The sequence below is a fragment of the Bacillus sp. PS217 genome (assembly GCF_037963535.1).
Taxonomy (GTDB): domain Bacteria; phylum Bacillota; class Bacilli; order Bacillales; family Bacillaceae; genus Bacillus; species Bacillus subtilis.
The window spans coordinates 3,818,085-3,833,913 of the sequence record NZ_CP150157.1 but is presented as its reverse complement, the minus strand read 5'-3'; the positions used below and the strand labels follow the sequence as shown (position 1 = coordinate 3,833,913).

Sequence of the window (15,829 nt, the reverse complement as noted above, 5' to 3'; positions counted from 1 at the left end):
GAGTGTTTTACATATGGAGAGAAAAACAGTATTGGTCATCGCTGATCTTGGAGGCTGCCCGCCGCACATGTTTTATAAAAGCGCTGCTGAAAAATATAACCTGGTCAGCTTTATTCCAAGACCTTTTGCAATTACAGCCTCCCATGCAGCATTGATTGAAAAATACTCGGTCGCGGTCATAAAAGATAAAGACTATTTTAAGAGTTTAGCTGATTTTGAGCATCCTGATTCCATTTATTGGGCGCATGAGGATCATGACAAGCCTGAGGAAGAGGTCGTCGAGCAAATCGTCAAGGTTGCCGAAATGTTTGGGGCGGATGCCATCACAACAAACAATGAATTATTCATTGCTCCGATGGCGAAAGCCTGTGAACGTCTGGGCCTGAGAGGTGCCGGCGTGCAGGCAGCCGAAAATGCCAGAGATAAAAATAAAATGAGGGACGCTTTTAATAAGGCCGGAGTCAAATCGATCAAAAACAAACGAGTCACAACTCTCGAAGATTTCCGTGCTGCTCTTGAAGAGATCGGCACACCTCTTATCTTAAAGCCTACATACTTAGCGAGTTCAATCGGTGTAACGCTGATTACGGACACTGAGACGGCAGAAGATGAATTTAACAGAGTCAATGACTATTTGAAATCAATTAACGTGCCAAAGGCGGTTACGTTTGAAGCGCCGTTTATCGCTGAAGAATTTTTACAGGGTGAGTACGGAGACTGGTATCAAACAGAAGGGTACTCCGACTATATCAGTATAGAAGGCATCATGGCTGACGGTGAGTATTTCCCGATCGCCATTCATGATAAAACGCCGCAAATCGGGTTTACAGAGACATCCCACATTACGCCGTCCATTCTGGATGAAGAGGCAAAAAAGAAAATTGTCGAAGCTGCCAAAAAGGCAAATGAAGGGCTTGGCCTGCAAAATTGCGCAACACATACAGAGATCAAGCTAATGAAAAACAGAGAACCGGGTTTAATTGAATCGGCAGCCAGATTCGCCGGCTGGAATATGATCCCCAATATTAAAAAGGTCTTTGGCCTTGATATGGCGCAATTATTATTAGATGTCCTCTGTTTCGGAAAAGATGCCGATCTGCCGGACGGATTATTGGATCAAGAGCCTTACTATGTCGCCGACTGCCATTTGTACCCGCAGCATTTCAAACAAAATGGCCAGATTCCAGAAACCGCTGAGGATTTGGTCATTGAAGCGATCGATATTCCGGACGGGCTTTTAAAAGGGGATACTGAAATCGTTTCTTTTTCGGCCGCAGCACCAGGCACTTCAGTTGATTTGACATTGTTTGAAGCTTTCAATTCCATTGCTGCATTTGAACTGAAAGGCAGTAATTCACAGGATGTGGCTGAATCAATCAGACAAATTCAGCAGCATGCAAAGCTGACGGCAAAGTATGTGCTGCCAGTATGAAACAGCTGAAACCCAACTCTAAATACTTGCTTTACGGGCAGGCGCTATCGTTCATGGGAGACTATTGTGTTCTCCCTGCCCTGCTCATTTTGTCTACATATTATCACGATTATTGGGTGACGTCCGGGGTCATCGTGGTCAGAAGCATTCCGATGGTGTTTCAGCCGTTTTTGGGTGTTCTGGTCGACCGGTTAGACAGAATTAAGATCATGCTGTGGACGGATATCATCAGAGGCATCATCTTTTTGGGGCTCACATTTCTTCCAAAAGGCGAGTATCCGCTGATTTTTCTGGCCCTGCTGTTTATTTCTTATGGAAGCGGCGTGTTTTTTAATCCCGCCCGTCTCGCTGTCATGTCGTCCTTGGAATCAGATATTAAAAGCATCAACACGTTATTTGCAAAAGCGACAACCATCTCCATTATCGTCGGGGCGGCTGCCGGAGGGCTCTTTCTGTTAGGCGGATCTGTAGAGCTGGCTGTTGCCTTTAACGGTGTGACATACCTGGTTTCGGCATTTTTCATCAGCCGTATCAAGCTGCAATTTGTGCCGATTCAATCTGAAAACATAAAAGAGGCCTTTCAGTCTTTTAAGGAAGGACTCAAGGAAATCAAAACCAATGCATTCGTATTAAACGCCATGTTTACGATGATTACAATGGCTTTGCTGTGGGGAGTTGTGTACAGCTATTTTCCGATTGTCAGCCGCTTTCTGGGTGACGGGGAAATCGGCAACTTTATTCTCACGTTCTGCATCGGCTTCGGCGGCTTTATCGGAGCGGCGCTTGTCGGCAAATGGGGCTTTAACAACAATAGAGGCCTGACGTACTTTACCGTTTTATCCATTGTCTCGCTGGCGCTGTTTTTATTCACGCCGATTTTCGCTGTTTCTGTCATCGCGGCGATCCTCTTTTTCATCGCGATGGAATACGGTGAAGTGCTTGCAAAAGTGAAGGTTCAGGAAAATGCGGCAAACCAGATTCAAGGGCGCATTTTTTCAGTGGCCGAAGCGTCTATCGGATTATGCATTTCTATTGGTTCAATGTTCATTAACATCCTAAGCGCTCCGGTCATTATGGGGCTGATTGTCGTGATCGTATGCGGTTTGTTTCTGCATACGAAGCTCGTCAACAAATCGTTTTTGGAACGGGATAACAAAACGGAGCAAAAAGGAGTCTTTTAGATGGAAATAACACCGTCCGATGTCATCAAGACACTTCCAAGGCAGGAGTTTTCTCTCGTTTTTCAAAAGGTAAAGGAAATGGAAAAAACGGGAGCCCATATCATTAATCTCGGACAGGGGAACCCTGACCTTCCCACTCCGCCGCATATTGTGGAGGCTTTGCGGGAGGCTTCTCTGAATCCTTCGTTTCATGGATACGGCCCTTTCAGGGGCTATCCTTTTTTAAAGGAAGCGATCGCTGCTTTCTATAAAAGGGAATACGGCGTGACAATCAATCCTGAAACGGAGGTCGCGCTTTTCGGAGGCGGGAAAGCCGGTTTGTATGTGCTGACACAATGCCTGCTCAATCCGGGAGACATCGCTTTAGTCCCGAATCCAGGCTACCCTGAATATTTATCAGGGATTACGATGGCGCGAGCTGAGCTTTACGAAATGCCGCTGTATGAAGAAAATGGCTATCTGCCGGATTTTGAAAAGATTGATCCAGCCGTGCTGGAAAAAGCGAAGCTTATGTTTTTAAACTATCCGAACAACCCCACTGGAGCTGTGGCTGATGCGGCTTTTTATGCAAGAGCTGCTGCTTTTGCGAAAGAGCATAACATCCATTTGATTCATGATTTTGCATACGGCGCGTTTGAATTCGATCAAAAACCGGCCAGCTTTCTTGAGGCAGAGGATGCCAAAATTGTCGGAGCAGAGCTTTATTCATTTTCGAAAACATTTAACATGGCCGGCTGGAGAATGGCGTTTGCGGTTGGGAACGAAAAGATCATTCAGGCCGTCAATGAATTTCAGGATCATGTATTTGTCGGCATGTTCGGCGGGCTGCAGCAGGCAGCGAGTGCGGCGCTTTCTGGAGATCCGGAGCATACGGAATCGTTGAAACGAATTTATAAGGAACGAATTGACTTTTTTACGGCGCTTTGTGAAAAGGAACTGGGCTGGAAGATGGAAAAGCCAAAAGGAACCTTTTACGTATGGGCTGAAATTCCGAATACGTTTGAGACATCTCACCAATTTTCCGATTATTTGCTGGAGCATGCCCATGTCGTAGTCACACCGGGCGAAATTTTTGGAAGCAACGGAAAAAGGCATGTCAGAATCTCAATGGTGTCGAAGCAGGAGGATCTGCGGGAATTTGTCACGCGGATTCAAAAGCTGAACCTGCCGTTCGGGTCATTACAAGAAACATCCCGCTAAAAAGCGGGATGTTTTTATATGCTTTTCATGCTGCCGCCGTCAGCGGAAATTTGTTGCCCCGTGATGTAGGAGGCTTCCTCAGAGGCAAGAAATGCGGCGAGCGCTGCGGTTTCTTCGGCTGATCCGACCCGTTTCATCGGAATCCCGGAAGCAATCTGTTCTTCTGCTTTCTGTTTGGATATGCTGTTCTTTTTCATCACATTTTCCACAAATTGATGATAACGGTCTGTAGCGATAAAACCAGGATTCAGACAGTTGACAGTAATGTTGTGAGGAGCAAGCTGGATGGAAATATTTTTACTGGCGTTAATTAAAGCGGCATTCATCATACTGTTTGTGAACATGTTGGCGCCGGGTTCTTTCCACAGATTTCCGACAATGTTGATGATTCTGCCAAACTCGTTTTGTTTCATCAGTGAGGAAGCACGCTTGATTGCGTCAATATAGGCAACGGTCTTTTGAGTGAACGTGGCCGTCATATCCTCTATATTGCAGTTATCAAATGTGTCAGGCGCGCCGCCCGGGATATTATTAATCAGAACATCAAGCCGTCCGCATTGAGATTCGATTTTCTGAAAAATGCCTGCTCTCGTATGCTGGTCAGACATATCGCCCGCAAGGACAATGACGCTCGCCTCAGGATGCTTGGCCAAAATGTCTTCTTTGACAGATTCAATATTATCCAAATTTCGCGAATTAATGACGAGGGAAAAGTGCTGGTCTGCTAATTTCAGAGCGATTGCTTTCCCGATCCCTTGACTGGCTCCCATAACAAATGCGGTTCGTTTTGACAAATAACTGCACCCCTTTGAAAAAATTGGATTATTATCTACATCGTAAGAAAAAACGAAGAAAATAGCAAATTTTATTTAAATTCTGATAAAGGAGGATTGAAAAACTCCCGCCGGATAGGGCGGGAGGGGATATTATACATATAGGAATTGAGGAAGTGTATCAAGCGAAAGGTGATTGCCGACAAAGAATGAACCAAATTCGCCATAGCGAGCGCTGACTTCGTCAAAACGCATTTCGTACACTAGCTTCTTGAATTGAAGGACATCATCGCTGAATAATGTAACGCCCCACTCGTAATCGTCAAAGCCGACAGAGCCGGTGATGATCTGTTTGACTTTGCCCGCATAGCTGCGGCCGATTAAACCGTGGCTTCTCATCAAGTTTCTGCGTTCCTCCATTGAAAGCATATACCAGTTGTCATTGCCGGATCTTCTTTTATCCATTGGATAGAAGCATACATATTTTGATTCCGGCAGTTCAGGGTAAAGGCGAGCGCGCACATGCGGATTTTCATAAGGATCGCCGTCACCGCTTGCCAAGTAGTTGCTCAGCTCTACCACTGATACGTAGGAGTATGCCGGAATGGTGAACTCAGCAAGTCTTGATTTGTTGAATTCAAGCTCAATTTGATTTAATTCTTCCATTGTAGGACGAAGGATCATCAGCATAAAATCAGCTTTTTGGCCGACGATGCTGTAAAGAGTTTGCGATCCTTTTCCTTCTTTTTGGGCTACGCCCCATTTTTCAAGCAACCCGGTGAATTCATGTATGATAGATTGGCGCTCATCACTGGACAGCAGCTTCCAGGAAGCCCAATCCATTGTGCGGAAATCATGAAGCGCATACCAGCCGTCAAGCGTTTTTGCCGCTTCATTCGTCATTTGCTGTTCACTCATTTATCTTCACTCCCATTATCTTTTCATGATTGCCTTCACTATACCATAGTTTATCCGATTCTACTGTGGAGAAACCTTGAACATCCCTTCCGTATAACTCCATCAAAATAGAAGAACCTATAAGGGAAGATTGAGTCACTTAAATTAGTTAGAAAAATAAGATTTTTTTATGAAAGCGCTATAATGAAAGTTGGCTGTTTGAATTTGATTGGAAGAAGAGTATGCTAGTAAAAGAAAGCGTTTTTGTAACTTTTTGAGGAGGTTTTATTGTGGCAGATTTATTTTCAACAGTGCAAGAAAAAGTAGCTGGAAAAGACGTTAAAATTGTATTTCCTGAAGGCTTAGACGAGCGTATTTTAGAAGCGGTCAGCAAGCTTGCAGGAAACAAAGTGCTGAATCCGATTGTGATCGGCAATGAAAATGAGATCCAAGCAAAAGCAAAAGAATTGAACCTTACGCTGGACGGCGTTAAGATTTATGATCCTCATACATATGAAGGCATGGAAGACCTTGTACAAGCATTTGTAGAACGCCGCAAAGGCAAAGCGACAGAAGAACAGGCTCGCAAAGCGTTATTAGACGAGAACTACTTCGGTACAATGCTGGTGTATAAAGGCCTTGCAGACGGACTTGTAAGCGGAGCTGCTCACTCGACAGCTGACACTGTCCGCCCGGCTCTTCAAATCATCAAAACAAAAGAAGGCGTGAAAAAGACTTCAGGCGTGTTCATCATGGCTCGCGGAGAAGAGCAATACGTATTCGCAGATTGCGCGATCAACATTGCGCCTGACAGCCAAGATCTTGCCGAGATTGCGATCGAAAGTGCCAATACGGCAAAAATGTTCGACATTGAGCCTCGCGTGGCAATGCTCAGCTTCTCTACAAAAGGCTCAGCAAAATCTGATGAAACAGAAAAAGTAGCGGATGCAGTGAAAATCGCGAAAGAAAAAGCGCCTGAACTGACACTTGACGGCGAATTCCAATTTGATGCTGCATTTGTTCCATCTGTAGCTGAGAAAAAAGCGCCGGATTCCGAGATCAAAGGGGACGCTAACGTATTCGTATTCCCAAGCCTTGAAGCAGGAAACATCGGCTATAAAATCGCTCAGCGTTTGGGCAACTTTGAAGCTGTAGGACCAATCCTGCAAGGTTTAAATATGCCTGTAAACGACCTTTCAAGAGGATGTAACGCTGAAGATGTTTACAATCTCGCATTAATTACAGCGGCGCAAGCACTGTAATAAAAATGAAGACGATGGCAGCTCTCGACCGAGGGCTGCCTTTTTTGCGCTTCTGTATAGCCTTCTTTACCAAGACGGATGATATGAGTACAATAAAGAAAACTAATCATAACCATATATTTCATTAATGACAGGGGTGGGGTTTTTGTATTACGACGTGCTGAAAACGTTTATAGCGGTGGTAGAAGAAAAAAACTTCACAAAAGCGGCAGAAAAGCTGATGATCTCCCAGCCCAGCGTCAGTCTGCATATCAAAAATCTTGAGAAAGAATTTCAAACGGCTCTTCTGAACAGGTCGCCAAAACACTTTACGACAACGCCGACAGGAGACATTTTATATCAAAGAGCAAAGCAAATGGTGTTTCTCTACGAACAAGCCAAGGCTGAAATCTATGCGCATCATCACTATGTGAAGGGCGAATTGAAAATAGCTGCAAGCTTTACAATTGGTGAGTATATTCTTCCGCCGCTATTGGCCCAGCTGCAAAAGCTGTATCCAGAGCTGAACCTCGATGTCATGATTGGCAATACAGAGGAGGTCAGCGAGCGTGTGCGTATGCTTCAGGCTGATATCGGGCTGATTGAAGGACATACAAACGAGAATGAGCTGGAAATTGAACCGTTCATGGAGGATGAAATGTGCATTGCCGCTCCAAATCAGCATCCGCTCGCCGGGCGGAAAGAGATTTCGATCAGCGATTTGCAGAACGAAGCGTGGGTGACAAGAGAGAAAGGCTCCGGGACGAGAGAATATCTCGATCATGTACTCAGTTCAAATGGACTTCGGCCGAAATCAATGTTTACCATCAGCAGCAATCAAGGTGTAAAGGAAGCGGTGATTAACGGCATGGGACTTTCGGTTCTATCCAGAAGCGTGCTGCGTAAGGATTTGATCCACCGCGAAATTTCAATTCTGCATATTAATAATTTCTCGTTAAAGCGCAAGCTGTCTTACATTCATTCTCCTCTCATGGAGAATACAAAAAATAAAGAAATTTTTATTACGATGCTGAAAAGCAATTATCAATCACAGCTGCTGAAATGATATAATAGTTTTCGTTCAATAAGCCTAACATGAAAGGGTTTTACATAGATGGCAAACCAACCGATTGATTTACTGATGCAGCCGAAATGGAGAGTCATTGACCAATCCAGTCTCGGCCCTTTATTTGATGCGAAGCAATCCTTCGCAATGGATGATACGCTGTGCATGTCCGTCGGAAAAGGCGTGTCGCCGGCGACAGCGCGCTCATGGGTGCACCACGATACAATTGTCCTTGGAATACAGGATACACGCCTCCCGTTTTTGCAGGATGGCATCTCCTTGCTGGAGAGCGAAGGATACCGTGTGATCGTACGCAATTCCGGCGGTCTTGCCGTCGTATTGGATGACGGTGTTTTAAATATCTCTCTCATATTCGAGGACGAAAAGAAAGGCATCGATATAGACAAAGGATATGAAGCGATGGTCGAGCTGATGAGACGAATGCTGAGACCGTATAACGCAAAGATCGAAGCCTATGAAATTGAAGGGTCTTATTGTCCCGGCAGCTATGACCTCAGTATAAATGGCAAAAAGTTCGCCGGCATCTCTCAGAGACGCGTTCGCGGCGGAGTCGCTGTTCAAATTTATCTCTGTGCGGATAAAAGCGGCAGTGAAAGGGCCGACTTGATCAGACGATTCTATCAAGCGGCGCTGAAAGACAAACAAAACGATAAAAAAGGCGTCTATCCGGAAATACGTCCGGAAACGATGGCGTCCTTAAGTGAGCTTCTGCAAAAAGACATCTCCGTACAAGACTTAATGTTCGCTTTATTGACGGAATTAAAAGCGTTAACCACTCATCTTTATTCAGCTGGACTGTCCACTGATGAGGAAATGGAATTTGAGAAAAACCTCGTCCGGATGGCTGAGCGGAATGCAAAGGTATTTGGGTGAACGTTCTTCGCATGCCGGCTGTATATGCCGGCATGCATTTTTTATCTCAAGCGGCATTTTACCCCAATAATCTTATTTTCAGATAAATCCTTCTTACATACAGATAACCACGACAAAAAGAAAAACGATAAAATGACATCAGCATCCATATTAAAGGGGAGAGGCAGATGAAGGGGAATATTTACAGCCTTTTTGTATTGATGGCGGCTTTTTTCTGGGGAACTACGGGAACCGTTCAGGCGTTGGCTCCAGAAAGCGCCACACCACTGGCATTTGGAGCGTTCAGGTTATTAATAGGAGGAAGCGCCATGCTGCTTGCGGTTTGGATCAGCCGGGAGCTTCACGTGAAAAATTGGTCATGGCCGCTCGTATTTTTAGCCGCTGTTTGTATGGCGTGTTACCAGCCGCTGTTTTTCACAGCGGTTAAAGAAACGGGAATTGCAGTGGGAACTGTGATTGCCATCGGCAGTGCGCCTATCATTGCCGGGACCCTCGAATGGGCCGTATTGAAGAAACGCCCGCGAAACTCTTGGTGGATTGCGACTGTGCTGGCTTTAACGGGTTGCTGGCTTCTGTTTTCCGACAGTTCCAATGTTCGGATTGATGTGGCTGGTGTTCTTATGGCGCTTGGAGCGGGTGCTTCTTTTGCAGGCTATACGCTCATCAGTAAAGCGATGATGAAAACCCAGCCTCCTCGAGCGACCTCCGCCGTTGTATTCATGATCAGCGCCATCTTACTGACGCCGCTATTATGGCAGTCAGATATCTCGTGGATATGGACCCCTAGAGGACTGGGAACAAGCCTTTACATCGGGTTAATTGCAACATGTGCCGCATACTTTTTGTTTGCGAAAGGGCTTACCGGGGTTCCGGCCTCGGCGGCGGTCACGCTGTCTTTAGCGGAACCGCTGACGGCTTCATTGCTTGGCGTGTTTTTCATAGGGGAAATGCTTTCGCCTTTCTCGTGGCTGGGCATTGCGCTTATGATGCTGGGGCTTTTGGTCATTTCTGCTGCGCCTCGGAAACAAAAAACGGCCGAGGCAGCTCACATGTCTTAATAGATTCACATAAGCTTGGCCTCATTTTACAAGAATAGCTGATCCGGCTGCAAAATGAGGAAATTCTCTTTTCTCAATAGAAAAGAGGATTTTGTACATGGCGAAAATCCCAAAACAGCTGCCCGTTTTGGGATTTTTCTATGTCATTCCGCTAATTTTTCTAAATTGCCGTTCCGGTCCATTTTGAAGGACGGAGAGGCATGTTCATCTTCTTCAAATAAAACTAGCTTTCTGGCTCTGTTCATAATTTTCACCAAGGTTTCATAATCTTCTTGGATCGTTTTTTGGTCTTTTTCAAGCTTTTGAACTTCTGCCTCTAGCTGCTCTGTTTTGTTTTGCAATTCCTGATTTTCTTTCTTTAAACGCTCGTTTTCCATTTTTAATGCTGATGATTGCTCGTGATTGCCTTCGTAATTCTGCAGGAAGCGGATCACATCATTCATCGTCATCTCAGGCGCAGCTGCAGGTGTTTGAGGAGACAATAAGTGTGATAGACTAGCTAACTCTTCCTTAAAGCTTTCATCAACAAAAGGCATATGTTCGCCAGACATTAAAGGTTGCTCATTTTCGACAGATGGTGTTTCCGTTTTAACCGGCTCTTCTGCAGCGGTTTCTTGAATGATTTCAGGATCAACGGCAGGAGGCTGATATAATAATCTTTTTTTCGCGGGCTGCCCGTTTCCGAGCGCTCTCATCCGCTGTTTTCGTTGTTTCTTCGCAAGCTGAAGCGCTTTTTCATATTGATGGCGGACCACTGCGTTCCATCTGAATCCGCAGGCTGCGGATGTCCGGTTTAATTTATCGCCGACTTCTTCAAAGGCGTTCAGCTGAGTGCTGCCCTCCCTCACATGCCGAAGCACTGTTTCGGCTAAAAGCAGATCGTTTTCCTCTGACCAAGCGTCTTGTCGCTGTTTTGTCATTTATCTCAACTCCCATTTTTCTTTTCATGGTATTAGAATGTCCAGGTTGGAAAATATTTATACAAATTGGCTGAAAGAATAGGAGATACGAAGGATGGAGCGGCTTGCAGGAACAGTCGAATCCTTGTAAAATGAAGAGTGATGTGATTTTTTTTGAAACGTGATTTTAGGTTATTCACATAGATGAACATAGAAATGAAGGGAAGCGTACGTCATGGCTAATGAATTTCGAGTGTGTGATGATTGCCAAGCCACTAATATCAAAACATTGCTGCCGCGTTTGAAAGAAGTGGACCCGGACGCAAAGGTTGAGGTAGGATGCCAATCTTATTGCGGGCCCGGACGGAAAAAATCATTTGCTTTTGTGAACAATCGCCCGCTGTCAGCTCCGACAGAGGATGAGCTGATTGACAAAGTAAAAAAGAAAATAAAAAAGTAAAAACATATTTTTTCTTAGCCTCGGCCCTCAGGTCAGGCTTTTTTGCTTCACAAGATGTGTTTTTCATGAAGATGGAACAAATCGCCGGGCAAATTCAAGGATGTTTTCAAAGAATAGAGTCGATATAATAGAAACACGGCTAAAAAAAAGAGGGAATGACGATGGCGTATCCAAATGGAAAATTATCAGAAGAAAAAGTGTTTAAAGATCCGGTGCACCGCTATGTTCATGTTCGGGACAAGCTGATATGGGATTTAATCGGAACCCGTGAATTTCAGCGTCTCCGCAGAATTAAGCAGCTCGGCACGACCTATTTGACGTTCCATGGGGCTGAGCACAGCCGGTTCAACCATTCTCTCGGTGTCTATGAAATTGTCAGAAGAATGGTTGATGACGTCTTTAAAGGCCGCCCTGAATGGGATGACAGTGAGCGCGAACTCTGTTTGGCCGCGGCGCTGCTTCATGACCTCGGGCACGGGCCGTTCTCGCATTCATTTGAAAAGGTCTTTCACCTTGACCACGAGGATTTTACAAGAGGTATCATTTTGGGAGACACGGAGGTTAATCAGGTGCTCAGAAAGGTGAGCCCGGGTTTCCCTCAGGATGTTGCTGAAGTCATTGCCAAAACATATAAAAACAAGCAAGTGGTCAGCCTGATTTCGAGTCAGATTGACGCAGACCGCATGGATTACCTCCAGCGCGACGCATATTATACGGGCGTCAGCTACGGCCATTTTGATATGGAGCGGATTCTTCGGGTGATGCGGCCGCGCGAGGATCAGATCGTCATTAAAGAAAGCGGAATGCACGCTGTCGAAGACTATATCATGAGCCGTTACCAAATGTACTGGCAGGTCTATTTCCATCCTGTGACCAGAAGTGCAGAGGTCATATTAACGAAGATTCTTCACAGGGCGAAGCAGCTGCACGATGAAGGCTATATCTTCACTCACGCTCCGGTTCATTTCTATTCTATTTTTGAAGGGAAATTGACACTGGAGGATTATGTAAAGCTGGATGAATCTATTATTTTGTATTACTTCCAGGCCTGGGAGGATGAAGAAGACACGATTTTATCCGACTTGTGCCGCAGATTCATTAACCGCCAGCTGTTCCAATACGTTGAATTCAATCCGAATGAAGAAATGTCGGCTTATTTTGAGCTGACTTCATTGTTCAAAGAGGCGGGAATCGATCCGAGCTATTATTTGGTCGTTGATTCTTCATCAGATCTGCCATACGATTTTTACCGGCCGGGAGAGGAAGAAGAGCGTCTGCCGATCCATCTCTTGACGCAAAACGGCCAAATTAAAGAGCTGTCCAGACAGTCGGCTATTGTGGAATCCATCTCAGGTAAACGGCGGACGGACCACAAGCTGTACTATCCAAAGGACTTGATTTGTGACGGCACTAAACATCCGGAAGCGAAAATGAAAATCCGGCAGCTGCTGGGACTGACATAGAAATTGGAAAGAAGGAAAAAGGAGATGTCGGGAATTTGTTGAAAGAACATGCAAAACTGATGAAGGTGTTCTCGGATTCTGGAGAAATCATCGGGCGAAAGAAGCTGCAGAAAATGATTTATATCGCCAAGAAAATGCAGTTTCCTTTCTATGAGAAATATGATTTTCACTTTTACGGACCATATTCAGAGGAACTGACGCTCCAGATTGAAGAGCTGTGCAACCTTGGATTTCTGCATGAGGTGAAGGAAAAAAAGGGCGGCTACTTTCAATACCGGTATTCGCTGACTGAGACAGGCTCCGCATTTTTAGACCATGCTGATCTGGACATGCCGGATATGAAAGGCTATATCGACAGTGTAAACAGCCGTTCATCACGGTTTTTAGAGCTGGTTTCCACGATCCTTTACTTTGACGGGCTTGAGGATGAGGAAAAGAAAGAAAAAGTCTTTACCATCAAAAGCAAGCAAAAATATACAAATGAAGAATATGACGAAGCGCTTCAATACATAGAGGAACTGAAGCAGATTTGTTAACCATACCAAGCAAAAGAAATGAATCGTTTCTTTTGCTTTTTTTATTGACAAAAGCTGCTAAGAGATTCATTATGGATAATAGTTATCCATAATGAATCAGGAGTTAATAGGATGAAAATGAAATCAGGAATGGAGCAGGCGGTTTCTGTGCTGCTTTTACTGTCACGGCTGCCTGTACAGGCTTCTTTGACGTCAGAGGCAATAAGCCAGCGATTGCGCGTGTCTCCGTCTTATTTGAAGAAGCTGATGAGAACATTGGTTCAAGCAGGTTTGGCAGAATCCTTGCCAGGGACGAAGGGCGGTTTTACCCTGACGAAGCCTTTGGCTGACATTACGCTTTATGATGTTTATCAAGCGGTCGAAGGCAGAGGCTCGATGTATCAGGGGAAAGGCCTGCTGCAATCTGTATTTGAGGGTGAAAGTCACTGTGTGCTGGAGACAGTCATGGGGGAAATCGAGGATAAATGGTCCAATCTTATGAGAGAAGAATCCTTGCAGCATGTCATGGACAGAGTCGGGGAATTGTATGATCTTGAAAAAATAGATGATTGGGTAATCAAGCAAGTGAAAGGGCAATTGTAATGAAAAATAGCGGGTCTATACAAGAATCAACATCATCAACAGGCATATCCGTGCTGATCGTGCTCGCACTTGGTTTCCTCATGGCAACTCTTGATGTGACCGTTGTGAATGTGGCGATGGCTGATATGAAAAACACTCTTTCAATGTCACTTTCAGGTGTAACGTGGGTTGTGGACGGGTACATTCTTACTTTTGCGTCGCTTCTGCTGGCGGGCGGAGCCTTGGCTGACCGTTTCGGCTCGAAGACGATCTATATCTTGGGTCTAGCCGTTTTTGTTCTGGCCTCCTGTCTATGCGCTGCATCTATAAATGGGCAGATGCTGATTGCCGGACGTCTCATACAGGGAATTGGGGCAGCATTGTTTATGCCAAGCTCACTCAGCCTTTTGGCTGCCTCTTACCCTGATGAGCGGGCGCGGGCGAGAATGTTTGGACTGTGGGCCGCGCTTGTTTCCGCCGCTTCAGGCCTTGGGCCCTTTATCGGGGGAGTGCTGGTACAGTTGGCGGACTGGCAGAGTATTTTTCTGATCAATGTGCCAATAGGGGCTGCTGCGCTCATTTCAGCTTACCGAATCCTAAGCCGCGTCCCGGGAAAAAACGGCCGCGTGAACATCACCGGGCATCTGCTTGGCATGATGGCTCTCGGGTTTCTTTCCTATGCTTTGATACAGGGGCCTTCAGCGGGCTGGCGCTCGCCAGTGATTCTTGTAGCATTTACTGCAGCGATTTTGGCATTTGTGCTGTTTTTGCTGCGGGAAATTTCTGCAAAAGCACCCATCCTGCCGGCGTCCTTATACAAAAACGGCCGCTTCTCAGCTGCCCAATTTATCGGGTTTTTGCTGAATTTCGCCCTTTTTGGCGGCATGTTTATGCTCAGCCTTTTTTTGCAGGAAGCAGGAGGGGCAAGTTCCTTTATGGCTGGAGTGGAGCTGCTGCCGATGATGGCGGTCTTCGTGATCGGCAATCTGCTGTTTGCCCGTCTGGCGAATCGGTTTGAAGCTGGTCAGCTTATGTTTGTATCAATGGCGGTCAGCTGTATCATTGCATTGCTGTTGTTTGTGCTGATTTCTCCGGATTTTCCTTATTGGCAGCTGGCGGTGTTGATGTCTGTTATGAACCTCTGTACCGGTATTACAGTTCCTGCCATGACAACTGTGATCATGCAGGCTGCCGGGCAAAGACATGCGAATATCGCGGGTGCGGCGTTAAATGCAAACCGGCAAATCGGAGCCTTGGTCGGCGTAGCGATAACCGGGGTGATCATTCATCTGTCCGCCACTTGGTATGCCGGTGCCGGGTTTACATTTTTGATGATGGGGGCGGCATACAGCCTCGCTGCATTGCTTGTATGGCTGTTTCTGGCTGCCCATAACGGAACTGCTGCGTCAGAAAAAAATGTAAATCACTGATTGCGCTTTGTGGGAATATATAGTAAGATATAAAAAATTATTGAAACAACAGGCACTGATAAGGACACGAGATGCTTTTTACGGTTTCCAGAGAGGGAAGGACAGCTGAGATCTTCCTAACGCAGGGAAAGCAGCTTACCGCCTTTGAGCCGTATCGGGGAAAACAAGTATCTGATACCGTCATGCTGCGTTACAGCATCTTTAAGCCGATCACCATGTGTAATTGATCGGGAATTTGGGTGGAACCACGGATGATCAACACATTCGTCCCTTTTAGAGGGATGGGTGTGTTTTTTTATATGAACTACATAAATGCGTTGAAAAGGACACGAATGATAGTTACGGTTTTCAGAGAGGGAAGGAAAGGTGAGAGCTTCCCAGCTTAGGAATATCATTTACCGCCTTGGAGCAGCATTGGGGAACTGAAGTAACCAATGCCGTCTATGCTGCGTTACAGCACCGAGCCGACAACATAGTATTTGTCGGGAACTTGGGTGGAACCACGGGTTAATCACACACTCGTCCCTATCTGTGGGACGGGTGTGTTTTTTTATGAATTGAATACATGCGATGAAAAGGACATGAATGATAGTTACGGTTTTCAGAGAGGGAAGGAAAGGTGAGAGCTTCCCAGCTTAGGAATATCATTTACCGCCTTGGAGCAGCATTGGGGAACTGAAGTAACCAATGCCGTCTATGCTGCGTTACAGCACCGAGCCGACAATATCGTATTTGTCG

At 45.6% G+C, this 15,829-nt stretch carries 15 protein-coding genes and 3 other annotated features (1 of these 18 running past the window's edge); of the genes, 12 read left to right on the top strand and 3 right to left on the bottom strand.

Annotation, left to right across the window (positions count from 1 at the left end; all coding sequences use genetic code 11):
- Positions 1-13 precede the first annotated feature (13 nt).
- From bacD to bacF, 3 genes are read left to right on the top strand one after another with little or no spacing between them, the layout of a single operon-like run.
- Positions 14-1,432 carry an alanine--anticapsin ligase gene (bacD, locus tag NSQ83_RS19880; protein ID WP_038429808.1) on the top strand — a complete coding sequence of 473 codons (1,419 nt, stop codon included), beginning with the start codon at positions 14-16 and terminating at the stop codon, positions 1,430-1,432.
- On the top strand, positions 1,429-2,613 hold the full coding sequence (gene bacE / locus NSQ83_RS19875; protein WP_019712823.1) for a bacilysin exporter BacE: 1,185 nt from the start codon (positions 1,429-1,431) through the stop codon (positions 2,611-2,613). The genes bacD and bacE overlap by 4 nt, the downstream gene beginning before the upstream one ends.
- The gene (bacF, locus tag NSQ83_RS19870; protein ID WP_032722710.1) at positions 2,614-3,813 is read left to right on the top strand and encodes a transaminase BacF; all 1,200 of its coding nucleotides are present in this window, start codon (positions 2,614-2,616) and stop codon (positions 3,811-3,813) included.
- Between the two features lie 14 nt (positions 3,814-3,827).
- Here bacF and bacG read toward each other — a convergent pair whose 3' ends face one another.
- Both bacG and hemQ read right to left on the bottom strand, forming a co-directional pair.
- A complete protein-coding gene (gene bacG, locus NSQ83_RS19865; RefSeq protein WP_003244095.1) occupies positions 3,828-4,607 on the bottom strand; it encodes an NADPH-dependent reductase BacG in 780 nt (259 codons plus the stop codon).
- 132 nt (positions 4,608-4,739) lie between these two features.
- Positions 4,740-5,504, bottom strand: coding sequence for a hydrogen peroxide-dependent heme synthase (hemQ, locus tag NSQ83_RS19860; protein ID WP_003242896.1), 765 nt, complete (start codon positions 5,502-5,504; stop codon positions 4,740-4,742).
- Between the two features lie 269 nt (positions 5,505-5,773).
- On the opposite strand from hemQ, the gene pta reads away from it, so the two are divergent.
- From pta to NSQ83_RS19840, 4 genes are all read left to right on the top strand, one after another.
- The gene (gene pta / locus NSQ83_RS19855) at positions 5,774-6,745 is read left to right on the top strand and encodes a phosphate acetyltransferase (protein ID WP_003235941.1); all 972 of its coding nucleotides are present in this window, start codon (positions 5,774-5,776) and stop codon (positions 6,743-6,745) included.
- Positions 6,746-6,890: 145 nt separating this feature from the next.
- Positions 6,891-7,790, top strand: a complete 900-nt coding sequence (gene cysL / locus NSQ83_RS19850; RefSeq protein ID WP_003243173.1) for a cysJI operon transcriptional regulator CysL — start codon at positions 6,891-6,893, stop codon at positions 7,788-7,790.
- Positions 7,791-7,838: 48 nt separating this feature from the next.
- Positions 7,839-8,684: an octanoyl-[GcvH]:protein N-octanoyltransferase gene (ywfL, locus tag NSQ83_RS19845; protein ID WP_198878421.1), complete on the top strand. Its 846-nt coding sequence runs from the start codon at positions 7,839-7,841 to the stop codon at positions 8,682-8,684.
- A gap of 167 nt (positions 8,685-8,851) precedes the next feature.
- Entirely contained in the window at positions 8,852-9,742 is an 891-nt protein-coding gene (locus NSQ83_RS19840; protein ID WP_198878422.1) for a carboxylate/amino acid/amine transporter, read from the top strand.
- Between the two features lie 143 nt (positions 9,743-9,885).
- On the opposite strand, the gene rsfA is transcribed toward NSQ83_RS19840, so the two are convergent.
- Positions 9,886-10,662, bottom strand: coding sequence for a prespore-specific transcription regulator RsfA (gene rsfA, locus NSQ83_RS19835; protein ID WP_003243464.1), 777 nt, complete (start codon positions 10,660-10,662; stop codon positions 9,886-9,888).
- A gap of 214 nt (positions 10,663-10,876) precedes the next feature.
- Here rsfA and NSQ83_RS19830 point away from each other — a divergent pair, with 214 nt between their 5' ends.
- The 5 genes from NSQ83_RS19830 (at position 10,877) to NSQ83_RS19810 (ending at position 15,091) form a co-directional block, all read left to right on the top strand.
- Positions 10,877-11,101, top strand: coding sequence for a DUF1450 domain-containing protein (locus tag NSQ83_RS19830; RefSeq protein ID WP_003222050.1), 225 nt, complete (start codon positions 10,877-10,879; stop codon positions 11,099-11,101).
- Between the two features lie 161 nt (positions 11,102-11,262).
- Positions 11,263-12,564: an HD domain-containing protein gene (locus NSQ83_RS19825; RefSeq protein WP_327839234.1), complete on the top strand. Its 1,302-nt coding sequence runs from the start codon at positions 11,263-11,265 to the stop codon at positions 12,562-12,564.
- A 35-nt stretch (positions 12,565-12,599) separates the two neighbouring features.
- Positions 12,600-13,100, top strand: coding sequence for a YwgA family protein (locus tag NSQ83_RS19820; RefSeq protein WP_003227524.1), 501 nt, complete (start codon positions 12,600-12,602; stop codon positions 13,098-13,100).
- A gap of 111 nt (positions 13,101-13,211) precedes the next feature.
- Positions 13,212-13,682, top strand: a complete 471-nt coding sequence (locus tag NSQ83_RS19815) for an Rrf2 family transcriptional regulator (RefSeq protein WP_017696247.1) — start codon at positions 13,212-13,214, stop codon at positions 13,680-13,682.
- Positions 13,682-15,091, top strand: coding sequence for an MFS transporter (locus NSQ83_RS19810; protein ID WP_106073294.1), 1,410 nt, complete (start codon positions 13,682-13,684; stop codon positions 15,089-15,091). Before NSQ83_RS19815 ends, NSQ83_RS19810 begins: the two co-directional genes overlap by 1 nt.
- Before the next feature lie 46 nt (positions 15,092-15,137).
- Positions 15,138-15,366 (top strand) — a binding site (T-box leader).
- Between the two features lie 33 nt (positions 15,367-15,399).
- Positions 15,400-15,621, top strand: a binding site (T-box leader).
- A gap of 31 nt (positions 15,622-15,652) precedes the next feature.
- Positions 15,653-15,829 (top strand) — a binding site (T-box leader); it runs 45 nt beyond the window's last position.